The following is a 25,160-nucleotide window of genomic DNA, read 5'->3' as shown; positions in this document are numbered from 1 at the left end:
CGCCCATAGCCGACGTCAGCGAATCCGCCAGATTCGAGGCCGCGGCCAGTATCAGTAAGCGAATGCTTTCTGGCAGGTCTGCTGATCGGCGGTCTGTCCATTCGCGCCGCCGACAATTGAGGAAGAGCCTTCCTTCTTGACCGTGTCTCCGCTTGCGAAGTCCTTGCCCACATTGACGTCGATTCCGGCAACCGCCGCGCTTTCGACCACTTGGTCCGACCCCAGGCCGAACTTGTTCGCGATCTCCTGAGCCTGCTGCTGATATCCGGCGGCGTACTGGATTGTGGTGGTCTCCGAGGCCTCGGCCAGATCCTGGTACGTCACGCCGGTGTACCCGAGTTCTTCGACCTTGCCGCTCAGGTCCTTGCCACGATTCTCGGTCCCCGATGCATTGGACATATACACGGGTACTGACCGGTCGATTTCCGGCTCGGGTGCCGAACTCGACGGGGAATCGGAAGACTCGTCCTGCCCACCGGCCAGTGATCCGTCCTTGCGCAGAGTCTCGAAGACCTTCTCCGCTTCGCCGGAGAGCTGCAACTTGTTCTCGTCATTGACATATGGCTCTGTGGGAGCCGTGGCAAAAACAATGTCGGACAGGTCAACGCCGGAGAGGATTTTGCCGATGTCCACGAACGTGGCGGGGTCGGTGAAACCCTTGTCGACGGTGACGTTCTGGGTGACAGCCTCCGCGATACCGTACATTTTGCCGGGATTAGACAAGGTTCCTTGTTCCTTGACCTTCCGCATCAACGAAGCCAGGAAGCCCTGCTGGGCCTGGATTCGGCTAGTGTCGGATCCGTCGCCGAAACCGTGACGTGAGCGGAGGAAGGCCAGGGCTTGTTCGCCCTCGACCTCGGAATTGCCCGATGGAATGTCCAGTCCCGAGTATTCGTCCTTGATCGGTTTGTTGACGCAGACGTTCACACCCCCCACGACGGTGCTCAACTGTTTCACAGCGTTGAAGTCGACGAGCATGAAGTGGTCTACGTTGATACCGGTCATCTGGTTGATGGTCGCTACGGTGCAACCCGGCCCGCCGTTGGTGAGTGACTCATTGATCTGGGTGTCTTGTTCGGCGGGGTATTTCTTTCCGTCCGCCCCTTGGCACTGCGGGATGTCGACCATCAGGTCACGGGGGAAAGACACCACGTTGACCTTCTTGTGGTCCTCGCTGATTTGCATCAGCATCATGACGTCCGAACGAGCGCCGGAGCCCTCATCCGAAGTATCGCCGTAATTGGCGTTATTGCCCGTTCGGGTGTCGGAGCCGATGACGAGGATATCGAGGGGGCCGTCCGCTAGTTCTTTTCCACCGTCGAGGCCCGACCCGAGATTGAGCGCATCCGTCTCGACGTTGGACCGCAGACGCATCGCGGCGAATCCACCGGCACCCATGACGACGAGCAAAAGACCGACACAGCACAGCGAGAGCCAGAGCCCACGCTTGGATTTCCTCGCGCGGTTCTTGTAGTGACGGCCCCGGGCATTGAGGCGCGGCGAAGGCGCTTCATTCGAAGTCTCGGGCGACTGCGGCACAGATATTCCTCTCGAACGGACGGCAAAAAACCATTAAGTACTTTACGGCCCGAGGCTGATAAGTTTCCTCACGTCAGACCGTGAATTTCCTCTTTCTTCCCCGGATGCCGTCTAGAATCCCAAGCGACCCAGGGCCCGGGGATCACGTTGCCAGTCCTTGGCAACCTTCACGTGAATGCTCAAATAGACTTTGGCTCCGAGCAACGGTTCTATCCCCTGCCGAGCCTTGGTTCCGATATCCCGCAACCTGGATCCGCGCTTTCCGATAATGATGGCTTTCTGCGAGTCCCGTTCAACATACAGGTTCACGTGGACGTCGATCATCGGATCGTCCTCGGGCCGGTCCTCGCGGTCATTCATCTCCTCAACGGTCACGGCCACCGAGTGCGGCAACTCGTCGCGGACACCTTCTAGGGCAGCCTCACGAACGAGTTCTGCAACCATAACGGCCTCGGGCTCATCGGTCAGATCGCCGTCAGGATAAAGTGGCGGGGAATCGGGCAAATACGAGCTCAGTACGCTTGCAACGGACTCGACCTGGAAATCTTTGACGGCCGAAACCGGAATGATGTCAGCCCAGCCGCCCTGACCGTCGTCGACCGGCCCCGTCGGGACGTTTTCTGAGTTGTTCGAGCCCTTGGCGAAGAGGGCCGGCGGGTCAGATTTTCTGCCCTGGGAGCCTTTGCCCTGGGCCTGCCGACGGCGTGCACGCTCTTCACGGGCGCGTCGCTCGGAGGTCATGATTTCATTGCCCAGATCTGTGACGGCTACGAGTTGCTCCGCGAGTCGGTCCGCAGGGACTTTGTCGGCCTTGGTAACAATAGCGACGATAGGCTTTTTCCCCGCCGCGGCCAACTGTGATGCGATGTAGCGATCTCCTGGACCGATCTTTTCGTCGGCAGGTACGCAGAAGCCAATGACGTCAACCTCCGCGAGCGTCTCCGCGACGAGATCGTTGAGTCGCTCACCGAGGAGTGTTCGGGGCCGATGCAGTCCTGGGGTATCGATCAGAATCAGTTGGGAATGATCGCGATGGACAATGCCGCGGATGGTGTGTCGCGTCGTCTGGGGTCGGTTGGAGGTGATGGCCACCTTCTGGCCGACCAACGCATTCGTCAACGTCGATTTTCCGGCGTTCGGGCGCCCGACCAGGACCGCGAATCCGGCGACGAAATCCTCGGGTACGGTTGCTAAATCCATGTTCATTCCTCCGAGGGCTCCTGTCCGTCAAGTTCTTCCTGTGGCGGTTCCTGCCATGCGAGGACCGTGCCGACGCGGTTCCGGCGCCCCTCGAGCTTAACGGCTTTGAGCCGAATCCCGTAGATCTCCGCTGTGGAACCAACGATCGGAACTCGGCCGAGAGCCTTGGCCAGGAGACCGCCGACGGAATCGACGTCGTCGTCTTCCAGATCAAGGTCGAAGAGCTCGCCGAGGTCGCCGATGCTCATGCGGGCCGACACTCGATAGGCGTCGCCTTCGGCCGTTGCTTCCGGCTCGGCCGTATCGTACTCGTCGACAATCTCACCGACGAGCTCCTCAATGAGGTCTTCGAGCGTGACCAGCCCTGCCGTACCACCGTACTCATCAACCACGATTGCGACGTGCGTGCCCTCCCGCTGCATTTGGGGCAGCAGTTCTGAGACTTTCTGCAATTCGGGAACGAAACGTGCCGGACGCAAGAGATCCGAGACAACGGGGGCGCTGCCCTGGTGATCACGGGTCAAAATCGCCTCGGCGACGTCCTTGAGGTACAAGAAGCCGCGGACGTCATCGAAGTCCTCGCCTATGACGGGGATGCGCGAATATCCGGATCGCAAAAACAGGTTGAGGGCGTTGTCCACCGAGTCATCAAGGTCGAAAGTCACCGTGTCGGTTCGTGGGACCATCACCGCTCGAATGCGGGTGTCATCCAGCTCGAAAATCGAGTGCAGCATCGCCGCCTCGCTGTCTTCGATCACATCCGTGCCGCTGGCCCGATCCACGAACTCACGGAGTTCTTCTTCCGTGAAGAACCCGGCGTTCTCGTCCGTGGGCTGGGCAAAAGCTGAGCCGCCACGCATGAGCCACCGTGGCACAGGTCCCAACACGGCGGTGATCGCGCGGAGAAAACCGGAGGTCCTGGAGACGACGGCCAATGGATGCGATCGTCCGACGTGACGCGGCGAGACACCAATCACGACGAACCCCAGCAAAGTCGCGATGACGACGGCAATCAGCGCCGAAAGCCATACCCAGGGTATGAAACGCAGAAAAAGAATAGTGAGGACGACCGAGACGAGGGATTCGCAGAGAATCCGAGCGAATCTCAGGGCATGCATATACGGCCGAGGGTCTTCGAGGACCTTTTTGAGGCTTTGGCGCTCGTCGGCCTGGGAAGCCTTCTCCGCTTCGTGACGTGGCAAATAGGTAAACGCCGATTCTGCAGCGGTCAGAAGAAATGCCACGCCTAGCAGAATCAGGGTCGCGATGGCGAGGAGTGCCGTGATCATACCGTGCTAATGCCTCGTTTCCACGGGCGCGGGGTGGCCCAGAAATTCTTCCAGGATATTCCGTTGCAGGGAAAACATTTCTCGTTCCTGCTCGGTCGTGGCGTGATCGTACCCGAGGCAATGCAGGATTCCATGGAGCAGAAGCAGACACAGTTCATCAGCCGTTGAGTGTCCAGCGGCCTCGGCCTGCCGGGCCGCGACCGTGGGACACAGGGCGATATCGCCAAGAGTTCCCTCCGCGAGTTCATCCGGCGTTCCCGGACGCATCTCGTCCATGGGGAAGGACATCACATCCGTGGGACCTCCGAGGTCCATCCACTCGATGTGAAGCCGCTCCATCTCGGCTTCGCCGATAACAGTGATCGATAGCTCCGTCTGAAAAGAAACGTGGAGCGACTCGAACGCGAAAGCTACAAGCCTGCGCAACTGGGCCACATTGACCGCAGCAAAAGCCTGTTCTTCTGGGCCCGTCCCGGCTTCGGGGCTGTCGATATCGACGAAGGGGAGGCTCTGCTCTCCAGCGGTCTCGGCGGGGAAGCTCACTCGCTATCACCCTCGGACCGGCGCCGCCCCGCACGTGATTGGGAGGAGACCTGCTGCTCGTCCTCCCATTTCCCGTAGGCCGTGACGATGTCGCTCACCAGCTGATGTCGCACGACGTCGACGGCTTCGAGCTGGGAAAAATGTATTTCCTCGATGTCGTTCAGAATCTTCCGGACCTGCCGCAGGCCGGACGCAGATCCGGTAGGAAGATCAACCTGCGTCACATCCCCTGTAACCACCATCTTGGAGCCGAACCCCAAACGAGTCAGGAACATCTTCATTTGCTCGACCGTGGTGTTCTGAGCCTCGTCCAGGATCACGAACGCATCGTTCAGGGTACGACCGCGCATGTAGGCCAGAGGGGCTACCTCAATGGTTCCGGCCTCCATCAGCCGCGGGATCGATTCGGGGTCCATCATGTCGTGAAGTGCGTCGTACAAAGGCCGCAGGTACGGATCGATTTTTTCGTTGAGGCTGCCCGGAAGAAACCCCAAGCTCTCCCCCGCTTCTACGGCGGGGCGGGTCAGAATGATGCGGTTGACCTCTTTGGCCTGAAGCGCTTGTACCGCTTTGGCCATGGCGAGGTACGTTTTGCCTGTACCGGCCGGCCCGATGCCGAAAATCACGGTGTTGTTGTCGATCGCTTCCACATATGAGGACTGGTTGACCGTTTTGGGCCTGATTTTCCGGCCGCGAGACGAAAGTATGTTCTGCGTCATCGTCGGAGATGCGGAAGCCATATTCTTGATCAGCAGGTCCACCAAGCGCTTGACGACTTCGGCGCTGATGACGCTGTCTTGAGAGGCCAGGACCTCGAGTTCCTCGAAGAGCCTGATGACCAAATCAACCTGGGCCGAGGGCCCGGTCACGACGACGTCGAGCCCTTTGACACCTAGGGAAACATCCGAGAACGCCTGCTCGATGATGAGCAATGACGAATCCTGCGGCCCAAGGACTTCGACCATGGACTCGCGGCTTCGAAATGTGTATGTCCTCGAAACGGACAACGGACGTGAAAGACCAGGCGTGGATGCGGTCATCAAATGCGGAATTACCTCTCCTTCAAGGGGCGTTGGACCCCTATGTTCCAGAGGACCCAGTTATTGTCCAAGACTACCGTTGTTGTCGCGAGCGCACCACGAGATTCTGCCGAATGCGAGCGAAGCCCATGTCACTGACGCCTCAGGGAGTCGAAACTCACGTCAACGCTTTAGACTGGGTGCACGGAACGCAAGGCCGTCATGGCGCGAACTGACCTGGAGGACTCAGAACATGATCTCACGCACGTGGCGCCCGGTCGCGGGAGCGGTCGTGGTCTTGTGCGTTCTTCCCAGTGTGCTCAGTGGCTGTGGTCTGCTGGATGCCGCCAATAAGGCAAGCGAATCCGAAGAATCTCCCACGCCGACCTCCTCGCCGTCACAATCTGACCGGAAGGTTCCGCTGTACTGGCTCGGCAATACCGGTAAATCTTCTTACCTGTACCGCGAGTACAGGGATTACCAAGCGGACGACGCCGCATCGGCGGGCGACGTGGTGGCGACCGCGGTGTCCATGCTGACGAGAGTCCATCCCAGCGACCCGGACTATCACAATCCGTGGAAGCCCGCGAAGTCCGTAGGATCGTCGATGTCTACGGACGGCACGTTGACGCTCAACGTTTCCTCCGACATCTTTGACCATTCGCTGTCCGGCGACGAAGCAAATCTCGCGGTCCAACAACTGATTTACACGGCGACTGCCGCCGCGGCTGCGGGCGGCATAGCCAATGCGGGACCGACCATGAAGGTCATCATCCTGGTCGATGGCCACCGAGGGTACCGCTTCGGGCAGCAGACGCTTGGACAGCCGATGGTCCGTGACGACGCCGTCGCAGCGCCTCTTTGGATCATCGACCCCGAACAGGACGTGGTGTCAACATCGAACCTCAGCGTCAAAATGGTAGCCACCAATGTGGCTTCAAGGGTGTACTGGGACATCCGCAAGAACGGTTCTGAAGTAGCGTCCGGCAACGAAGAACTCTCCGGCAGCGAGTCCGGTCTCCAGGAGATTCAATTCAGCAAAACACTGTCCCCTGGCGACTACACAATCCGTATCTATATCCGCACAAAGGATCTTCGAGACCCGGGGCTGGCGGTATCCGACCAGGATGTCAGCCTCTACGATGACCACCAGTTCAAGATCAGAGACTAGGCCCTCTCATCGCCAGGGCCCGATCATCGCGTTGATGACCGCGATCGCCGCTGCCCCCGCCGTCGAGCTCCTCAGCACATCCGTGCCCAGAACCGCGCACTGAGCCCCTGCCTCCTCGAGAGTCTGGACCTCGTGAGGGGATATCCCGCCTTCCGGACCGACGACTACGAAGATGCGGCCCGAACCGGCATCATTATTCGTCCTCTGGACCGAACCAAGGTAGTCCACGAGGCTCACCGCGGCTTCCTCATGAAGGACGACCATCCGGTCCCCCGGTTCCATGAGCCGGGAGACCTGGGAGGTGGACAACAATTCACCGACGTGAGGGACCAAAGAGCGCCTGGCCTGCTTGGCCGCCGCCGAAACCGTTTTGCCCCATTTCGCGTGAGCTTTCGCTGCACGGTCTGCTTTCCACCGCACAATGCTTCGCTCGGCCTGCCACGGGAAGATCGCGCTGGCGCCCAGTTCGGTGGCCATTTCGACCGCCATGAGGTCGCGGTCACCTTTGGCAAGTGCCTGGATCAACACGACCGAACTGGAGGGGTCTTGCAACGGCCCCGACTCGACGGACACGGCCAGACCATCCGGAATGATTTCTGTGACGACACCGCCGACGCGATGACCGCGTCCATCAACCAGGTCGAGAGGTTCTCCCACGCCGAGTCGTTTCACGGTCTTCGCGTGGTGCCCTTCCGATCCCACCAATTCATAAGTTTCCCCGGCTGCCAAGGATTCGATGTGTTGCGGTTCGACGTAGAAAACGGGGTGCGTCATGGAAGCCGGTCAGTCCTGGAACCTATCCCGCAAGCGCGAGAAAAATCCGTGTCCCGTGTTCTGCATCGTTTCGCCGACGACGTCGTCCTCTCCCCGGAGCTCGGCAAGCTTGCGCAACAGCTCGCGCTGCTCGTCGTTGATCTTCGAAGGTGTTTCGACCTCGAAATGAACAACGATGTTGCCGCGTCCGGTGCCGCGGAGCTTGGTGACGCCCAGGTCGCGAAGCGTGGTCGTCTGGCCCGTCTGGGTTCCGGGCTTGACCGTGACTTCCTGCGTACCGTCAAAAGTTTCGAGGTTGATGGTGGTGCCCAACGCTGCTGCAGTCATGGGCACCGTCATGGTCGCGTGGAGATCGTCCCCTTCACGCGTAAAGGTTTCGTCCGGGTTCACGCGAAGCTCGACGTAGAGGTCCCCGTTCGGTCCACCGCCGGTTCCGGCTTCGCCTTCGCCGCTGAGTCGAATTCGCGTACCGGTCGAAACACCCGCCGGGATCTTGAGTGTCAGCGGCTTGCGCTGACGCACACGGCCCTCGCCGTAACATTCGGGGCACGGGTGCTTGATGACCGTGCCGAAGCCTCGGCAACTCGGGCACTCGGCCGTGGTGACGACATTCCCGAGAATGGACTGGACCTGACGCTGAATATGACCTTGCCCGTGGCAGACGTCGCAGGTTTCGGGCTCGGTTCCCTTCTCGGTTCCTTGACCCTCGCACAGGGAGCAAGTCACGGCGGTATCCACGGTGACTTCTTTTTCTGTTCCGAATACGGCGTCCCGCAGGTTGACCCGTACGTTGATGAGGGCATCCTGGCCTTGACGCACACGGCTCTCCGGGCCCCGTGGTCCGCCGGCGCCTTGGAAGAACGTTTCGAAGATATCCGAGAAACCGAACCCGCTGCCGGGGAAGCCACCGCCATAACCGGTGTTATTGCCGTTCTCGTTCCCCGTGGTGTCATAGACGCGGCGTTTGTCCGGGTCCGAGAGGATGTCGTGGGCGTGGGAGACGCGCTTGAATTCTTCTGCCGCCTCGGGCGAAGGATTCACATCCGGATGCAAGGTGCGCGCCTTCTTGCGGTACGCTTTCTTGATTTCTTCTGGACTGGCGTCTCGCGAGACGCCGAGAGTCTGGTAGTGGTCGCTCACTGATGTTCCTTGATCTGCGGTCGGAAACCGCGTGGGTTCCAATTCGTCAACGGCTGTGCGCGCGGATTTATTCGTTCAAGATGCGGGAGAGGTACCGCGCGACGGCCCTCACCGCGGACATGGTCCCTGGATAATCCATTCGTGTCGGCCCGACGATGCCCACTTTCGAGGCGAGTTGCGGCCCGTACCCCGTCGCAATCACGGACGCATCCGATAACGGAGTGTCCGAATTCTCCCGCCCGATCCGGACGGAGACGCCCCTGGCGTCCTCGCCGATTTCGGAAAGCAAACGCAACATGACGACTTGCTCTTCCAATACGTCGAGGATAGGCGCGATGCTGCGGTTGAAGTCGTCCGTGGACTCCGCGAGATAAGAAGTACCCGCCATGAGCAGGCGTTCTTCCTGTTCGCCTCGACCCAGGATAGTCACCATTCCGGCGAGAATCCTGGCCGAATCACGATGCGCTGGCTCACATCCGGCGACCGCGGTCACCAGCGAAGCCTCCAAATCCCCCACAGGACGATCCAGGATCGCGTCCAGGAAACCGCGACGAATCCCCGTCAACGTCTCTTCCGAGAGTTCCTTAGGGATCTCGACGACGCGCTGGCCGACTCCCCCGCGAGTCGTGATCATGACAACCAGAACGAATCGCGGAGCCATGGTCACCAATTCAAGGTGCCGGACTTTCGCCCCGGTCCGCGTGGGGTACTGAACAAGTGCGACTTGCCGAGTCAATTGGGACAGTAGACGGACAGTCTTTTCCATCATCTGATCGACATCGTCCGACGAGTCCAGGAAACTCGTGATCGCCCGACGTTCCGCAACGGACAGCGGCTTGATCGATGCGATCTGATCCACGAATGCGCGGTAACCCTTGTCCGTGGGTATCCGGCCGGCGCTCGCGTGAGGGGCCATGATCATTCCGGCGTCTTCCAGGGCGGCCATGTCATTACGGACAGTTGCGCTGGAGACACCGAGTTTGTGCCGGTCGACCAAGGCTTTTGAACCGACGGGCTCGCGCGAGTGCACGTAGTCCTCGACGATCGCGCTCAGGACATCGAGCCGGCGTGGCTTGTTCACGGTCTCGCCCTCCTCGCAAAATCCTGACTGTAGATGCTTCGTGGCGGGAGCCCATTGGCACTCCCCCGGTCCGACTGCTAAGTCTACGCCGCATGCCCGCTGTCGAAAAACGCGCCGCCGGATGCTCAGCTCTCGGCGGAGAGGCTATATTGGCGACGGGCCGCGCGCCCGCTCTTGGAAATTTTTGGACCACAGGACAGGAAGTTGCATGGATCGCTACGGATGGGGCCCGCAGGAACTGGGCAGCGCCGGATTGAGTAACCAGCCGCCTGAGCCCCGGGACCTTGAAGTCCGAAAGGACATGGTCATCGAGGAGGTCCAATCCGGCTGGGTAGGCGCGGCGGTGAGCTTGCAGTCGATCGGCGGCCAACGCGTGGTCGGGCTCGAAGACCGCCACGGAGCTGTCCGGGCTTTTCCTCTGGGGCATGGATTCTTGTACGAAGGCGAGCCCGTGCGCCTCGTGCCTCCCCGTGCGCGAACGCCATCGAAGCCGCAACGCACGCGTTCGGGTTCGCTCGCAGTCCCGGGAGCCAAGGCAAGAAAAGCGCGGGCATCGCGAATGCTGGTCGAAGGTCTGCACGACGCGGAGTTGATCGAGAAGGTATGGGGAGATGACCTGCGCATCGAGGGTATCGTTGTCGAGCCCATGCACGGCCTAGACCATGTCTCCGAAATCATTCGAGAATTCGAGCCCGGTCCCGAGCGGAGGTTGGGAATCCTCGCGGACCATTTGGTTACGGGCAGCAAAGAATCAAGACTTGCCGAGCAGGCCATGAAGGTGCCGGGTGCCCGAGGCAACGTATTGTTTGTCGGTCATCCGTATGTGGACGTATGGGAGTCCGTGAAACCGAAAGCCGTGGGGCTCCGCGAATGGCCGCAGGTTCCTCGCGGGGAAGACTGGAAAACCGGGATTCTCCAGAGAATCGGTTGGCCTCACGAAACGCCTGCACAGCGTGCGGCGGCGTGGAAGAAGATCCTTGCCAGCGTCACCACCTACGCGGGCTTGGACCCGGGAATTCTGGGCCCGGTTGAACACATCATCGATTTTCTGACGGCGACGCCCGGGGCCCCGTAATCGACTGCCCCAGCCCCAGAGCCTTGGCACCGAACCGCAATCCGTGGCAATGTGGCGGTAAGTACGTACCCGTTTGGCTCAACTAATCGGTAATATTTGGAATCGCGTCCTTGACGCTTTCATGTCTGCCCGAAAGAAAAGGCGAGGTTTTGACGACCACTTCCACCGATAAGAAACCCCCGTTCGAAGGTGTGTCCGCGACTCCGGAGCCTCTCAGCGTCAAAGACGATCGCTCGATGGCCACGATGGCCCACTTCGGCGGTGTCGTAGGATGCGTTCCGGCCGCTATCATCTACGCAACCTTGCGGGCACGTGGCCGCTTCACCGCTCAAGAGGCTCGCGAGGCCTTGAATTTCACATTGCTGCCGTCGGTGGTTGTCGTGGTGAGCGTCGCGCTCTCGGTCGTTCCCGGGATCGGCTGGATATTTGGGCTGATCGCGGCGGCTGTATGGGTTTATCTGGCGGTTTCCTCGCTCATTGCGGGCATCAAGGTAAACCGGGGCAATCCGTACCAGTATCACTACAACACGCGCGCCTTCGACTGGTTCTCCCGCCGCCGGCGGCGCTGAACGCCATCGACTATTTTCAGGCCGTCAGATCACGCACGACCGCGTCGCCCAGCAGACGTCCTTGGAGCGTCAGAAGTACGGTGCCGTCGTCGAGGGCTGCCTGGTCGATGAGTCCTTGATCTGCCAGCCACGACGTTCTTTCACGACCGTCTGGCCTCAAACTCGACAACGGCAATCCGTCGCGGATTCTCGCCGCCAACATCACGTTTTCCATATAGCGAGTGTCGTCGTCGAGGATCTCCCGAGCCGCCGCCGGTGAATCTTGGGCTCGTACTCGTTGCGCGTAAGGCAGTGGGTGTTTCACATTCCACCAGCGCGTCCCGTTGACGTGGGAATGCGCTCCCGGGCCGATCCCCCACCAGTCCTGATTGTGCCAATAGGCCAGGTTGTGACTGGAGCGTGTTTCGACGGTTCGAGACCAATTCGACACTTCGTACCACCCGTATCCGGCTTCTTCGAATAGGCGGCTGGCCAAGAGATACATATCGGCTTGTTGGTCATCGTCGACTGCCGTGTAAACGCCCCGGGCGATCTGTGCCGCCAACTTGGTGCCAGGCTCAACGATCAGGGAGTACGCGGAAATGTGGTCCGGTTCGTAGCTGATCGCGGATTTGACGGAAGTCTGCCATTCCTCGAGCGTCTCTCCGGGGGCGCCCGAGATCAGATCCACGGATACTTCCAAGCCTATTTCACGGGCCCAGCGAACTACCTTGGGCACGTTGGACGGCTCATGGGTTCGGTCCAGGACCTCGAGAACACGAGGAACCGCCGACTGCATCCCGAAGGAAACTCGCGTGAAACCCGCTTGCTTGAGGGCAACGAGGTCTTCCCGCTCGACCGAATCCGGATTCGCTTCCGTAGTGACTTCGGCTCCAGGTACCAAACCGAACGTCTCGACGGCAGTTCGGAGGATCTCAACCAGATCGTCAGTCGGAATACGCGTTGGGGTGCCCCCGCCGAAAAATACGGAGTGAAGAGGGCGCTTCTTCACACCCGAGGCCTGCAGAACTTCGCGAGCAAAATGCAGCTCGCGCAGAGCGTCTTTCGCATATGTCAGGCGGCCCACGCCTTCGCCGAAGTCTTCTTTGGCATAGGTATTGAAATCGCAGTATCCACAGCGGACGGAACAATACGGCACATGGACGTAGAGGCTCAACGTTCGTCCTTCGGCTTGCCGCAGGACGGACGGCGGCAGGAGGCCGTCGCGAGGGGCCGGATCGCCAGTTGGCTGAGCAGGACTCACTTTTTCGGTTTGTCCTTGGCCTCATCGGAGGAGCTAAGGGCTGCGACGAAGGCTTCTTGGGGCACTTCCACGCGACCGATCGTCTTCATGCGTTTCTTGCCTTCCTTCTGCTTTTCCAGCAATTTCCGTTTGCGGGAAATGTCACCGCCGTAGCACTTGGACAAAACGTCCTTGCGGATGGCCCGGATGTTTTCTCGGGCGATGATGCGCGACCCGATGGCCGCCTGAATCGGAACCTCGAACTGTTGCCTGGGAATGAGTTCCTTGAGCTTTGAGGCCATGGAGACGCCGTAGGAATAGGCCTTGTCCCGGTGAGTAATCGCCGAAAATGCGTCAACACGCTCGCCTTGGAGAAGAATGTCCACCTTCACCAGATCCGATTCCTGCTGACCGTCCAACTTCCAGTCCAGGGAAGCGTAGCCACGGGTCCGAGACTTGAGGTGGTCAAAGAAGTCGAACACAATTTCGGCGAGGGGCAATCGGTAGCGCAGTTCCACACGTTCCTGTGACAGATAGTCCATTCCGCCGATCTGTCCGCGCCTGGATTGACACAATTCCATGATGGCGCCGACGAACTCGCTCGGGGAAATGATCGTGATCGCGACCATGGGCTCCGCGATGGTCTCCAGCTTCCCTTCGGGGAATTCGCTGGGGCTCGTGACACGCAGGTAGGAACCGTCTTCCGCGACGACATCGTAGATGACGTTGGGTGCCGTGGAGATCAGGTCCAGGTTGAACTCTCGTTCCAAGCGTTCCCGAATGATCTCCAGGTGGAGGAGCCCTAGGAACCCGCAGCGGAAGCCGAATCCCAGGGCGGCCGAGGTCTCCGGCTCGTAAACGAGGGCGGCGTCGTTGAGTTTGAGCTTGTCCAGCGCGTCACGGAGTACCGGGTAATCCGATCCGTCGATGGGAAACAGCCCCGAAAAGACCATCGGTTTGGGGTCTTCGTACCCTCCGAGCGATTCTTGTGCGGGTTTCCGGCCGTCCGTGACGGTATCTCCGACGCGCGACTGGCGAACGTCCTTGACGCCCGTGATGAGGTAACCGACCTCTCCGACGCCGAGGCCTTCGGTCGGCTTCGGTTCGGGCGAAATCACGCCAATTTCCAAGAGTTCGTGTTCGGCGCCCGTCGACATCATCGCAATGCGTTGGCGCGGTGCAAGCTTGCCATCGACAACGCGTACGTAGGTGACAACTCCCCTGTATGAGTCGTACACGGAGTCGAAGATCATGGCACGTGCCGGAGCGTCAGGATCACCCTGAGGAGCCGGGATCTCACGGACGATTCTGTCCAGAAGCTCCTCTACGCCTTCTCCGGTTTTGCCCGAGACCCTCAGGACGTCCTCGGGCTGGCCGCCGATGAGGTTCGCGATTTCCTCGGCGTATTTGTCAGGTTGCGCTGCGGGCAAGTCGATTTTGTTCAGGACCGGAATGATCACGAGATCGTTCTCCATGGCCAGGTACAGGTTGGCCAATGTTTGGGCCTCGATCCCCTGGGCCGCGTCCACCAGCAGCAATGCGCCTTCGCATGCTGCCAGGGAGCGAGAAACCTCGTAGGTGAAGTCGACGTGTCCGGGCGTATCGATCATATTGAGCGCGTAGGAGGACCCGTCCAGTTCCCAGGGCATTCGGACGGCCTGGGACTTGATGGTAATTCCGCGTTCACGCTCGATGTCCATTCTGTCCAGGTACTGGGCCTTCATCTGACGAGGCGTGACGACCCCCGTCGCCTGGAGCATACGGTCAGCGAGAGTCGACTTGCCGTGGTCGATGTGGGCGATGATGCAAAAGTTCCGAAGAATGCTCGGATCGGTTGCGGCGGGCCGTGGGGCCTGACTCGCCTGAGGTGCCACGGAAGACTTCCTTTCCTGGGTGTACGCACACGTGTGCCGGTCAATGACCAAGTTTCCCACGTTTTCGCGTGGGGCGCGAAGTTCTCCCCTAAGCTGGTGGACATGAATGTCGATGGGTACACGATCAACCGCATTTTCCGGCTGACAAGGCGTGTCTTTCGCCAGGTTCGAAAAGCGCAGAATACTTCAAGCAGACCACAACCGGGCCGCTCCGCGGGGAACCGCGCGCCGCGCAATGCATCGGGTTACAAGGGAGACTATCGCGGTCGGTTAAAAGCTGACTACGCGCCGAATCCGAATGGTCGGCCAGATCCCGGGGAAATAGTTTGGACTTGGGTTCCGTTCGAAGAAGACTATTCAAAAGGCAAAGACCGTCCGGTCCTTCTGGTAGGCCGCGATGGCGAGGAGCTCTTGGGCTTGATGCTGACCAGCATAGACCACAACAACGCTCATGAGCACGATGACAGATACGTGGACATCGGTTCCGGACCGTGGGATTCACAGTCACGCCCGTCGGAGATCAAGATCGACCGCATCATTAAGGTGGATCCGAACAACGTGCGACGGGAGGGTGCTTCGCTGGACCGTCAGACGTTTGAGCTGGTGGTCTCCGCGGTGAATTCCCGCCGATAAAACGCTTTCCGGGTTTCCCCATGTACATCGTCCTCGCCTGGAACGGAAGCCAATGCGTGGCCTAGCTCATTACGTGTCCGCCCTGGCCCGAGTCATTCAGCTCTGATAAACTCAACAGTTGTGTGTCCGATGGTCATCGGGCACTGCGGGCCGGATTGCCATAGGTATCCCCACGCCGCTCAGTCAAGATCCGGCTCGTTTGCCCTCACTGACCTATTAGACAAAACAGAAAGTTTTTACGTGGCTAACATCAAGTCTCAGAAGAAGCGCATCCTGACTAACGAGAAGGCGCGCCTACGCAACAACGCTTACAAGTCGGAGTTGCGTACCGCCGTCCGCAAGGTCAATGCTGCTGTTGAAGCCGGCAACAAGGAAGAGGCTCAAGAAGCTCTTCGCTTCGTCGGCAAGAAGTTCGACAAGGCTGTTAGCAAGGGAGTTCTTCACAAGAACAACGCTGCTAACAAGAAGTCGAGTCTCAGCAAGCGTGTCAACGCTCTGTCTTAGTCTGCAGCTAGAGAAGTGAGTCGAAAGGCCCCTCCATTCGGAGGGGCCTTTCGTTTTGTCTGACCTGGTGTTTGGCCTACCTGGAGCCCGCGGTGGACAGCGTCAGGACCGCCCGTTCCAAGGCATAAACCGGGTCTTGGGCCTCACCCTTGACCTGGGCATCCGCCGCGGCGAGGCTCCGGATGACTTGGCTCAGTGCTTCCGAGCTGAATCGCCGTGAGTCGCGTTGTGCTTGCTCGATCTGCCATGGAGCCAATCCCAACGATTTGGCCAGGGCATTCGAGTTTTCCCTCCGGCCGTGGACCTGCGCTATGTGGCGGACACGAGCGGCAATGGCTCCAACCAATGGGACCGGATCGACGCCCGAATCCAGCGCCTGTCTCAAGGTCCGAAGGGCGAAACCACTGTTACCGCTGACCGCGGCGTCCGCAACCTTAAAAGCAGTCACCTCCACTCTTCCGCCGTAGTACTTCTCCACGACTTGATCCGTGACCGTAGGAGGCCCGTCCGCGACCAACTGGTGGCAGGCCGCGGCGAGCTCGGAGACATCGCTGCCAGCCGCGGCAATCAGCATACGGGCGGCATCGGGCTCGATGCGACGCTGATCGGCCCGGAAAGTCTGATAAACGAAATCTGTCTTGTCCCGGTCCGTTTTGAGGGGTTTGCACTCGACCATGGGGGCTCGAGACTTCTTCACAGCGTCGATCAGTCTCTTCCCTCGGTTGCCTCCCCCATGGTGGAGAATCACGACTGACTCCGGGTCGGGAGACTCGACGTACGGGATGGCCTCGGCGAGGAACTCGTCGTTCATCTTCTCGAGTTCGCTGACCACGACGACACGGGCGTCTCCGAAGAGCGAAGGACTCGTGGCCATAGCCAGAGAACCGGTCGTGTAGTCCTTCCCGGAAAGCTCGTGGACCTCAACCTCGCCGCGGCCTTCGCGTACCGCCATCACCAGACGCCGCCTGGCCTGGGACGCGAAGTACTCTTCGGGCCCATAGAGCAGGACGACGGGCGCGGGCTCAACATCACGCCAAGTGGGGCCACCCGAGGGTTCACGGGCTGATCTACGTGGGGGCACAGGGTTTCTCCATGAGGCGAACGATGGTGCAATGCGGTCGGTGAAAAGTCACGAGGTTGATTCACAAGCAAGCGCGCGAACCTCCCCCAGATCATCCTCCATACTAGTTCCCCGGGCCGGATCGAGGCGATAGGTCAGGATGACGCAAGAGACACTCAAAGCAACGGATGAAGCTATGGCGAACGTGCCGGTGCCGATCCGGATTCGGGAAACAGGCCAGGACGAGATCATCCTGGCTACGGTATCGATCCACGAGGCCCCCATTCCCACGCACATCACGAGACAATCTGAAAGAACCGGAACCATGGGAAGGATTGTCGCCAGGATCCCGCACAAAGTGGCTGCAGGGACTACAGGTGCCACGACGAGATTCGCGACCACTGTATATAAGCTCCAGTACCCGGACAGCCACACGAGGACGGGCGCGCACCACAAAGTAGCGACAATCGTCATGGCCACTAGATCTGCAATCAGGCGAGGCAAGACAGCGGAAAACACACGGGACAACGGCGGACCTTGGACGAGAATTCCTGCGGTTGCGAGAACGGAGAGCACAAATCCGACATCCGTGGCCATCTGATGATCGGCACACAACAGCCCCACGATGCTGACTCACAATGCTGAACTGGCCGTGCCCGCTCTGCCGAGGATCATCGCGGTCCCTCCGATGATTCCCATCGACGCGGCCCGAAGAATCGAGGGGTCCGGCCCCACGAGGTTCACGTATCCCCACACGGCGCCGACACCTGCAAGGATCGTGAGACTCCGTGGACACTTGGTCCAGCGGACCATATGAATACCCATCATGAAAACGAGGCCTACATTCGAGCCGGATACGGCCGTGAGATGAGTCAGCCCTGCGGTTCTGAGGGCCTGCCGAGACCCCTCCGAAAGATCCGCATCGTCCCCGTAGGACATACCCGTGGTCAGGGCGGCGACATCCGAAGGCAATAGCCTCTCGGTACGTTCCGACATTGCCTTCCGCAACCGACCAGCCCACACGTTGGGTGAATGGCCCTCAGGAGGGTAGCCATGTATCAGCCCATCCTCGGCAAGAATGCGGAGCTGGAATCGCCCATCGTCCGCCATGTCTATACGAGCGATCACGCCCTGCGCGGACCGCGAGGCTCTGGAACTACGGTTTTCCTTCTCAGAATTCCGATCCGTCACGTTTCTGAACACCGTGACCTTTTCCGATCCCTGTACCAATCCGTTCTGGCCTTCTATCTTCACCAGGTTTGCCTCGCTCACCCGGCTCTTCGCGAAGTTCGTCTCCACGACACGTTCTTGGGAAACCGGGACGATCACGCAACGGACCACGAGAGCGCGTTCGGCAGCTTCTCTCAAGATTCGGCTCATGTCGTGAGACGGAGGAACAGCGAACCAGAGGACCGAGCCTGCGGCCAGACAGACGCTGCCAGTTCCGGCCAGAATCGCAGATACCCGGCCTACGCGCCGTCGGCATCTTCTCTCGCGCACGTGGGCGCCCGCTCCGGAGACCAAGCCGGCACACAAGACCGCCACGCTGCACGTGGCGTGGACCGGATAATGGCTTCCCGCCCAGAGGGCGGTTGCCCATGCGGCAATGGCTGCTGGAAGCAACCGAAGGTCCAGATGCGAGTCGCTCTTCACACAGTCACCAGCGGTTCAAGAGCTTGCATCAATGTAGGACCTATACCCGGCACCGCGTCGAGATCGGTTGTGGATCGGAACGGTCCGTGTTCGGTCCTCCAATCCACGATCCGCTGGGCAAGCTTCGGCCCGACCTTGGGCAGCGTCTGCAAATCGTTGACGGTTGCACGGTTCAAGTCGATCTTCCCCGAAGCGGTCGGGCCACTTTTCGCGGCGGAACCGTTCGCCCCCGGGCTCCCCGAAGCAGCCTCGGGACCGGCGCCTCTCTCGGTGCCACTCGCCAGATGCTCCGCCTCCTCACGTGACAAAACCTTGATCTGCTGTCCGGTACGGACCGGCTCAGCGAGGTTCAGAGAATCAAGGGCCGCGTCCGGCGCAGGCCCGCCTGCGGCTTGGATAGCGTCATTCGTCAAGGACCCCTGAGGCACACGGACCAGACCCGGCCGGGCGACGGCACCCACCACGTGAACCATGACCGAGTCTGTGCTGGCGTCGCCTTCGTTATCGGCCGCCCGCTCCTTGTAAAACTGACCATCTGCGCCGGCGGCGGAAATCCGGTCCGGGTCAAGAGGAGATGCCGTTCCCGAAACCATGACCGAAACCTCACCAGGTGCCCCAGCACGAGGAAAGACGAGCAGCGCAACCAGGATTCCCAGAACCGCCAGGACTAGGACACCTGCAAGAGCTCGGGGCGAAGGAGAAAACCGCACCCGCGCAGCACGGTGTGCGCCCGATACCTCCGCTTTGGTAACCTCCGGGCCCAAAGCAGACGAGCCGATCTCATCCTCAGCGAACTCCCCCTCGGCGCTCAAACGATCGCGTGATCGAGCGATCATCGCGTTGAGTCTTTCCCGAGCTTCAGGGGAGCCTATGCGGCGTGCTGTGAGCGTTCGACGTCGAAGGACGGCACCGCCTTCGTCGTATGTGTTCCTTTTTCCGGCCCCTTCATGGTGTTGCATGGGCAAATCGTACGGATTGAGAGCACGTCAGCCTTCGGTTCATCACGTTGAAAACGCGAGGACTGTGGAAGGCCCCACCGTGAGCGGGAGATTTACCGCCCTGTGGGCGAGAGTCCCGGGACTAAGCTGGAGGGAACGCTCACTGCGCATACGGGTCCGAGCCCTGCGTGGACCGCCAGAACCGGGGGCACGGTCGAGCGCATCACCTGAGCTGCTTCGCCGAACCGGGTCCGGACCCTTTCGGAAAGCAGCTCGGCCAGAGGTCGGCCGTAAAAATCCTGGATCGCGACGACGGCCCGGCCAGAGGGCAGACCCGAAACCCTTGTGTCCTCGGCTATGGTTCGCTCCGCCTCGTCCAGGACCAGCTCAACCATCCTTTTGATGGCCGCCGCTTCTTGGCGCGGGCGTTCCAAGTACTTGAGCTTGCCCTCGGCAATAGTCGCAATAGGGCGTATCTGGAACATTTGCCCGACGACGGCCAGACTTTTGGGTATTCTCCCGCTTTTGGCCAGCGCATCGAGATTCGGGACGTAGAAAAGCATGTGCGCAATGTCGCAAGCGTGAAGAGCTGCCTTCTCGACTTCGGCCGGGGCGGCCCCGGCCCTCGCCGCATCGCGGGCCGCCGCGACCGCGAACCCTTGGCCCATCGCCGCACTGCGAGAATCGATTACCGATACTGGAACGGAGGCCTGCCGGGCGCTGGACCTTGCGGAGTCGACGGTTCCGGAGAGCTCGGCAGAGAGATGAACCGAGACGATATGTTCGTACCCTTGGGTCGCGAGGCTTTCGTAAACAGAAGTAAAAGCACCCGGTGAAGGCCGCGACGTCGTCATTCTCCGGCCTTCGGCCGTCGCAACGACCAATCGCTCTTGGACACCGGGATCGTCGCTGTCCGTGTAAATCTGGTCGCCGATCATCAAGGGCAATGAAATGCAGGCGAAACCTCCGGTCTGGATCCATTCCTTGGTCACACAAGGGGCGAGCCCCGCCGCCGAGTCCGTTACAACGGCAACTCGGGTGCGGGGCTCGCGTCCTAACGTCATGATAAAACCTTAGACCACGATGTTGACGAGTTTCGGCTGCCGAACGATGACCTTGCGAATCGGTGCGTCGGCCAGATGCTTGTTGACCGCCTCGTCTGCGAGCGCGAGCTTCTCGAGCGCATCCGCGGTGATGTCCTTGGACACCTCCAGACGCGCACGCACCTTGCCCTTGATCTGGACGATTGCGGTCACGGTGTCCTCGACGAGCAACGCGGGATCGACCTCCGGCCACCCTGCGGTCAGCACCGGAGTCTCATGACCGAGTTGGTGCCACAAATCTTCCGCGGTATATGGGGCATACAGGGACAACAGCACAGCAACTGTTTCGGTCGCCTCGAGAACCGCGGGATCCGAGGCTCCGGGACCGGAATCGATCGCCTTGCGCGTCGCGTTGACCAATTCCATGGTCTTGGCGACGACGACATTGAATTTGTGCGACTCCAAAGCCTGTTCGGCATCCCGAATTATTTTATGAGTTACTCGTCGGAGGGCGTCGTCCCCTGGAGCAACGTCGTCTGTGTCTGCAGAGACATCCTGTCCCAGCCGCCACGCACGGGCCAAGAATTTGCCGGCGCCAGAGGGTGAAACGTCTGCCCAGTCGACGTCGTCCTCCGGCGGAGAGGCGAAAACCATGGTGGTGCGGACCGCGTCGACGCCGTATTCGTTGAGCTGTTCGCCCAGGTCGACACCGTTGCCCAAGGACTTGGACATGGCTTTGCCCTGGTTGAGAACCTGCCCTTGGTTCAGCAACGCCCGGAACGGCTCGTCATAGTCCAGATACCCGAGGTCCCTGATCACCTTGACGAAGAACCGCGAATACAACAAGTGCAGAATTGCGTGTTCGACCCCGCCCACGTACTGGTCTACAGGCTCCCACTTGCGGAGTTCTGCCGGGTCGAAAGCCGCCGTATCAAGGTTCGGCGAGGCGAAGCGCAGGAAGTACCACGAGGAATCCACGAAAGTGTCCATCGTGTCGGTGTCGCGCTGGGCGGGTCCGGAACAGGTCGGGCACTCGACATTGACCCAATCGGTCGCGGCCGCCAGAGGCGACTGACCTTTGGGTGCAAGGTCTTCGCCCTTGAGATCCGATGGCAGACGTACCGGCAACTGGTCTTCGGGAACGGGGACTTCACCGCATGTCGGGCAATGAATGATCGGGATCGGGGCGCCCCAGAACCGCTGACGAGACAGGAGCCAATCACGGAGGCGGAAGATCGTCTGCCCCTCACCGTCTCCCGCGGCTTCGAGCAGCTCGATCACGCGAGAAATCGCTTCTTCCTTCGACAAGCCATTCAAAGGACCCGAGTTGACAAGGGTGCCACTGCCTCCGGTGGCCTCTCCGGTCTCGTTCGGGTCGGCTTCGCCCGTGTCCACCACGGTCCGGACCGGCAGGTCGAAGGTTCGTGCGAAGTCGAGGTCCCGCTGATCATGTGCCGGCACGGCCATGATGGCACCGGTACCGTAATCGGCGAGGACATAATCCGATGCCCAGATCGGTAGTTCCTCATGAGTCAGCGGATTGATCGCGTACCGGCCGATGAACACGCCTGTTTTCGGGCGATCGCTCGACTGACGCTCGATGTCGGAGAAAGACTTGACCTCTTCACGGTAGGCATTCAGAGCCGCTGCGTGCTCCTCGGTGACCAGGTCCAAAGCGAGTTGGGAATCCGCGGCCACGACGAAGAATGTGTTGCCATAGAGGGTGTCCGGACGCGTGGTGAAAACTGAGAGCTCGTCGGCGGGCTTGTCACCGGAGGATTTGATCGAAAAACGCACCTGAGCGCCTTCCGAGCGTCCGATCCAGTTGCGTTGCATGGCCAGAACACGATCGGGCCAGTGGCCCTCCAACTGCTCCATGTCGTCCAGGAGCTCCTGCGCGTACTCGGTGATCTTGAAGTACCACTGGTTGAGGGATTTTTTGGTGACCTGGGTTCCGCATCGTTCGCACGCGCCGTTGATGACCTGTTCATTGGCCAACACGGTTTGGTCCTTGGGGCACCAGTTGACGGGAGAGTCCTTCCTGTACGCCAGGCCCTTGCTGTAGAACTGCTCGAAAAGCCACTGCGTCCAGTGGTAGTACTCGGGATCCGAGGTGTGCAGGCGCCGGGACCAGTCCACGGCTATTCCGTACCTCTTGAACGACGCGGCCTGGGTTTCGATGTTCTTGTAGGTCCACTCCGCGGGATGCGTGTTGTTCTTGATCGCCGCGTTCTCCGCAGGCAGTCCGAAGGAGTCCCACCCGATGGGGTGCAGAACGTCATAGCCTTTCTGCATCCAGTAGCGCGTGACGACGTCGCCCATCGCGAAGGCTTCCGCGTGACCCATGTGAAGATCCCCGGACGGGTACGGGAACATGTCCAAAACGTATTTGCGCTCTTTCGAACCGTCGTCGAGCGGAGCGAAGACATTCTCACGCTCCCAGTAGTCCGCCCACGTGGCCTCCATCGAGGCGAAATCGTAGGATTTCTCCTCGGCAGCGTCTCGTGAGGGATTCTCTCCAACCGTTTGCGGCACAGTGTTTCCTTTGCGCTTGTGAGTGGTGTCAGTCCGTGGCCAGGGCGCGCCCCCGTTAGGACATCTCATCAGGGATGCATTCAGTCTAACGCGTTGACGCGTCGAGACCTGATTCGCTTGTAAGGTGAAGATCGGTTGCCCGAACCTCACCTGAGGTTATCCTTTTCGACCCCGAGGAGCCCATTGTGCGCCGTTCCGAGACAACAACCTCCGCATCGGCTTTCGAGGAAGCTCCGGCTGGGGGCCGGTTTCCACGGGAGGACAGCTTTCGTCATGACGACGCCCGGATGCGCTATTGGACCTATTCTCGGACTGATCAGGAACAACGACGATTCGACCCCGTTGTGGTCCTCGTGCATGGTTTCCGGGGAGACCACCACGGGCTCGCGCTGATTGCGGAAGCGCTGTCCGCGCGGTGGGATGTTGTGGTCCCCGATTTGCCCGGATTCGGCAGGTCGGAAGCCCTCACGAGCCGGAGACATACGGCCGAGGCCTACGCGCTGGCGGTTGCGGACCTGCTCACGCGCTGGGGCGATCGACCGGTGATCCTCGTGGGGCATTCCTTCGGCTCCGTCGTGACGGCCAAGGTTGCGGCGTTGGGTCTCCCGCGCGTTGTGGGCCTCGCTCTGATCAACCCCATCTGCGAGCCCGCTTTGGACTCATCGGCCAAGATACCGTCCCTCGCGGCTTCTCTCTTTTACCGAGTGTGCACCGAACTGCCCGAGCCGCTAGGCAACGCACTGGTTCGTTCTTCCGTAGTGACTCGTATTTCTTCGATGCTCATGATGAAAACCCCTGACCGCACGCTTCGCCGTTTCATCAACGGGCAGCACGACGCCTATTTTGGCAGCTTCGCTTCCCGCGCGGTCGTCCTCGAAGCCTATGAGTCCTCGATCCGGGACACGGTCCTGGACTCGGCCCGCGACGTAGCCGTACCGACCTTGCTCGTCGCGGCCGAGGAGGATGACTTGGGCTCGATTCCGGGCCAGGAAAAACTCGCGGCCCTATTCCGGAACGCTCGTCTTGAGGTGATACCCGACGTCGGGCATCTGATCCACTACGAGGCTCCCCGCAGGGCGGCCGCAATGATCGACGGATTCGCCGAAGAGCTCGAAACCGTCGGTGCCCAGGACAGCCAAACCGAGAACGCGAAGGAATTCAGCCGATGAACCAGGAGTCCGGGGAAGGAACCGGCGTGAAGCTGCTCGTCGACGCCCGCTACGTTCGGTCGACCCACGACGGGATCAGCCGTTACACCGCGAGCCTTCTGCATAGTCTTGCTCGCTGCGCCGGATCCGCTGAATACCCCGGGCTGCGCGTGGCCATGCTCGTCAGCGACGAGTCGGCCTTGACTCAGCTGCCTGACTTGCCCCATGTGAGGGGCTTCTCCCCGACCGGTCCTCTCGAGCCGCTCAGTGCGGTGGCCGTCAACCGGTACCGTCCGGACGTCGTGTTCTCCCCCATGCAGACCATGGGTTCCTGGGGACGCAAATACCGATTGATCCTGACGCTGCACGACCTGATCTATTACGATCACCCGGAACCACCGGCGTTCCTTCCTGCGCCCGTCCGATGGGGATGGCGCCTCTTCCACCGGTCATACGTCCCGCAGCGGATGCTTCTCAATAGAGCCGACGCCGTCGCAACCGTTAGTGAGACCACGGCCCGACTCATCGAGGAACACGCTCTCACGAGAAAACCGGTCACCGTCATACCGAACGCACCGCCAGAAGGCATGCGGCCTACGGAAGAACAGGCCGTCGCCAGGATCCAGAAGCGGCACAAGACGCTGCTCTACATGGGCTCGGCGATGCCCTACAAGGGTGTAGACCTTCTGATACGGGGCATGGAGCTCCTCCCCGATTACGAGCTCCACCTCTTGTCCCGCTATGATCCCAGGCGGCGGGCCGAACTCGAGAACCTGGTTCCGATGGAATCACGCGTCATTTTCCACGACGGTGTTTCCGATGAGGAATATTCGGAGCTGCTCACCACATGTACCGCACTCGTGACGGCAAGCTCGGCCGAAGGGTACGGGCTACCGGTGGCCGAAGCGGCCGCAGAAGGTACAGCCCGCATCGTCTCGGACATTCCCATTTTTCGCGAAATCGCGCCCAACGCGCACCACATCGACTTTTCGAACGAACACGAGTTCGCCGAGTCCGTTCGTGCGCTCGAGGATCCTGAGATCTATCGTGCGGCCGTTACCGGTTCCCTGGACGACGCCGCCCAATACAGCTGGAACATGTCGGCCCGCCGTCTCATCGATCTCGCGACGCGCCTGACAAACCACTAGCC

The 25,160-nt window shown here is 60.4% G+C and carries 21 protein-coding genes and 1 pseudogene; 7 read left to right on the top strand and 15 right to left on the bottom strand.

Annotated features, from left to right (window positions below; all coding sequences use genetic code 11):
* Positions 1 to 51 precede the first annotated feature (51 nt).
* The 5 genes from EWR20_RS05455 to EWR20_RS05435 all read right to left on the bottom strand — a co-directional run bounded on the left by EWR20_RS05455 (position 52) and on the right by EWR20_RS05435 (position 5,611).
* Positions 52 to 1,539 carry an LCP family protein gene (locus EWR20_RS05455; RefSeq protein ID WP_129359630.1) on the bottom strand — a complete coding sequence of 496 codons (1,488 nt, stop codon included), beginning with the start codon at positions 1,537 to 1,539 and terminating at the stop codon, positions 52 to 54.
* A gap of 111 nt (positions 1,540 to 1,650) precedes the next feature.
* Positions 1,651 to 2,745 (bottom strand): GTPase Era, encoded by a 1,095-nt coding sequence (locus EWR20_RS05450; RefSeq protein ID WP_129359629.1) that lies wholly within the window; start codon positions 2,743 to 2,745, stop codon positions 1,651 to 1,653.
* Complete coding sequence (locus tag EWR20_RS05445) at positions 2,742 to 4,028, bottom strand: hemolysin family protein (RefSeq protein WP_129359628.1); 1,287 nt, start codon at positions 4,026 to 4,028, stop codon at positions 2,742 to 2,744. Before EWR20_RS05445 ends, EWR20_RS05450 begins: the two co-directional genes overlap by 4 nt.
* A gap of 6 nt (positions 4,029 to 4,034) precedes the next feature.
* Positions 4,035 to 4,520: an rRNA maturation RNase YbeY gene (gene ybeY / locus EWR20_RS05440; RefSeq protein ID WP_129360125.1), complete on the bottom strand. Its 486-nt coding sequence runs from the start codon at positions 4,518 to 4,520 to the stop codon at positions 4,035 to 4,037.
* A 47-nt stretch (positions 4,521 to 4,567) separates the two neighbouring features.
* Positions 4,568 to 5,611 carry a PhoH family protein gene (locus tag EWR20_RS05435; protein WP_129359627.1) on the bottom strand — a complete coding sequence of 348 codons (1,044 nt, stop codon included), beginning with the start codon at positions 5,609 to 5,611 and terminating at the stop codon, positions 4,568 to 4,570.
* A 232-nt stretch (positions 5,612 to 5,843) separates the two neighbouring features.
* On the opposite strand from EWR20_RS05435, the gene EWR20_RS05430 reads away from it, so the two are divergent.
* Complete coding sequence (locus tag EWR20_RS05430) at positions 5,844 to 6,761, top strand: GerMN domain-containing protein (RefSeq protein WP_165000963.1); 918 nt, start codon at positions 5,844 to 5,846, stop codon at positions 6,759 to 6,761.
* A gap of 6 nt (positions 6,762 to 6,767) precedes the next feature.
* On the opposite strand, the gene EWR20_RS05425 is transcribed toward EWR20_RS05430, so the two are convergent.
* The 3 genes from EWR20_RS05425 to hrcA all read right to left on the bottom strand — a co-directional run bounded on the left by EWR20_RS05425 (position 6,768) and on the right by hrcA (position 9,756).
* Positions 6,768 to 7,535: a 16S rRNA (uracil(1498)-N(3))-methyltransferase gene (locus EWR20_RS05425; protein WP_129359625.1), complete on the bottom strand. Its 768-nt coding sequence runs from the start codon at positions 7,533 to 7,535 to the stop codon at positions 6,768 to 6,770.
* A gap of 9 nt (positions 7,536 to 7,544) precedes the next feature.
* Positions 7,545 to 8,675: a molecular chaperone DnaJ gene (gene dnaJ / locus EWR20_RS05420; RefSeq protein ID WP_129359624.1), complete on the bottom strand. Its 1,131-nt coding sequence runs from the start codon at positions 8,673 to 8,675 to the stop codon at positions 7,545 to 7,547.
* A gap of 67 nt (positions 8,676 to 8,742) precedes the next feature.
* Positions 8,743 to 9,756 (bottom strand): heat-inducible transcriptional repressor HrcA, encoded by a 1,014-nt coding sequence (gene hrcA, locus EWR20_RS05415; RefSeq protein ID WP_129359623.1) that lies wholly within the window; start codon positions 9,754 to 9,756, stop codon positions 8,743 to 8,745.
* A gap of 208 nt (positions 9,757 to 9,964) precedes the next feature.
* Here hrcA and EWR20_RS05410 point away from each other — a divergent pair, with 208 nt between their 5' ends.
* Together EWR20_RS05410 and EWR20_RS05405 are read left to right on the top strand one after the other, a co-directional pair.
* Positions 9,965 to 10,831, top strand: coding sequence for a DUF3097 family protein (locus EWR20_RS05410; RefSeq protein WP_129359622.1), 867 nt, complete (start codon positions 9,965 to 9,967; stop codon positions 10,829 to 10,831).
* A gap of 149 nt (positions 10,832 to 10,980) precedes the next feature.
* On the top strand, positions 10,981 to 11,400 hold the full coding sequence (locus tag EWR20_RS05405; protein WP_238147601.1) for a DUF4870 domain-containing protein: 420 nt from the start codon (positions 10,981 to 10,983) through the stop codon (positions 11,398 to 11,400).
* A gap of 16 nt (positions 11,401 to 11,416) precedes the next feature.
* Here the strand turns inward: EWR20_RS05405 and hemW are convergent, their stop codons facing one another.
* A complete protein-coding gene (hemW, locus tag EWR20_RS05400; protein WP_129359621.1) occupies positions 11,417 to 12,643 on the bottom strand; it encodes a radical SAM family heme chaperone HemW in 1,227 nt (408 codons plus the stop codon).
* Positions 12,640 to 14,496, bottom strand: a complete 1,857-nt coding sequence (gene lepA, locus EWR20_RS05395) for a translation elongation factor 4 (RefSeq protein WP_129359620.1) — start codon at positions 14,494 to 14,496, stop codon at positions 12,640 to 12,642. The genes hemW and lepA overlap by 4 nt, the downstream gene beginning before the upstream one ends.
* Before the next feature lie 33 nt (positions 14,497 to 14,529).
* Here lepA and EWR20_RS05390 point away from each other — a divergent pair, with 33 nt between their 5' ends.
* Together EWR20_RS05390 and rpsT are read left to right on the top strand one after the other, a co-directional pair.
* A complete protein-coding gene (locus EWR20_RS05390; protein ID WP_238147600.1) occupies positions 14,530 to 15,129 on the top strand; it encodes a type II toxin-antitoxin system PemK/MazF family toxin in 600 nt (199 codons plus the stop codon).
* Between the two features lie 240 nt (positions 15,130 to 15,369).
* The gene (gene rpsT / locus EWR20_RS05385; protein ID WP_129359619.1) at positions 15,370 to 15,633 is read left to right on the top strand and encodes a 30S ribosomal protein S20; all 264 of its coding nucleotides are present in this window, start codon (positions 15,370 to 15,372) and stop codon (positions 15,631 to 15,633) included.
* Positions 15,634 to 15,709: 76 nt separating this feature from the next.
* Here the strand turns inward: rpsT and holA are convergent, their stop codons facing one another.
* The 5 genes and pseudogenes from holA to leuS form a co-directional block, all read right to left on the bottom strand.
* Positions 15,710 to 16,714 carry a DNA polymerase III subunit delta gene (gene holA / locus EWR20_RS05380; RefSeq protein WP_129359618.1) on the bottom strand — a complete coding sequence of 335 codons (1,005 nt, stop codon included), beginning with the start codon at positions 16,712 to 16,714 and terminating at the stop codon, positions 15,710 to 15,712.
* A 48-nt stretch (positions 16,715 to 16,762) separates the two neighbouring features.
* Positions 16,763 to 17,689, bottom strand: a pseudogene (locus tag EWR20_RS12895) (ComEC/Rec2 family competence protein).
* A 653-nt stretch (positions 17,690 to 18,342) separates the two neighbouring features.
* Positions 18,343 to 19,305: a ComEA family DNA-binding protein gene (locus tag EWR20_RS05365; RefSeq protein ID WP_129359615.1), complete on the bottom strand. Its 963-nt coding sequence runs from the start codon at positions 19,303 to 19,305 to the stop codon at positions 18,343 to 18,345.
* A 92-nt stretch (positions 19,306 to 19,397) separates the two neighbouring features.
* Positions 19,398 to 20,348, bottom strand: coding sequence for a DegV family protein (locus EWR20_RS05360; RefSeq protein ID WP_129359614.1), 951 nt, complete (start codon positions 20,346 to 20,348; stop codon positions 19,398 to 19,400).
* A gap of 9 nt (positions 20,349 to 20,357) precedes the next feature.
* On the bottom strand, positions 20,358 to 22,931 hold the full coding sequence (gene leuS, locus EWR20_RS05355) for a leucine--tRNA ligase (RefSeq protein ID WP_129359613.1): 2,574 nt from the start codon (positions 22,929 to 22,931) through the stop codon (positions 20,358 to 20,360).
* 116 nt (positions 22,932 to 23,047) lie between these two features.
* Here leuS and EWR20_RS05350 point away from each other — a divergent pair, with 116 nt between their 5' ends.
* Positions 23,048 to 24,031 carry an alpha/beta fold hydrolase gene (locus tag EWR20_RS05350; protein WP_129359612.1) on the top strand — a complete coding sequence of 328 codons (984 nt, stop codon included), beginning with the start codon at positions 23,048 to 23,050 and terminating at the stop codon, positions 24,029 to 24,031.
* 26 nt (positions 24,032 to 24,057) lie between these two features.
* On the top strand, positions 24,058 to 25,158 hold the full coding sequence (locus tag EWR20_RS05345) for a glycosyltransferase family 4 protein (RefSeq protein WP_129360122.1): 1,101 nt from the start codon (positions 24,058 to 24,060) through the stop codon (positions 25,156 to 25,158).
* Positions 25,159 to 25,160 lie beyond the last annotated feature (2 nt).

Origin of the sequence: Rothia uropygioeca (assembly GCF_004136585.1) — a bacterium.
GTDB lineage: Bacteria > Actinomycetota > Actinomycetes > Actinomycetales > Micrococcaceae > Rothia.
This window is presented reverse-complemented; position numbering and strand designations above follow the sequence as displayed.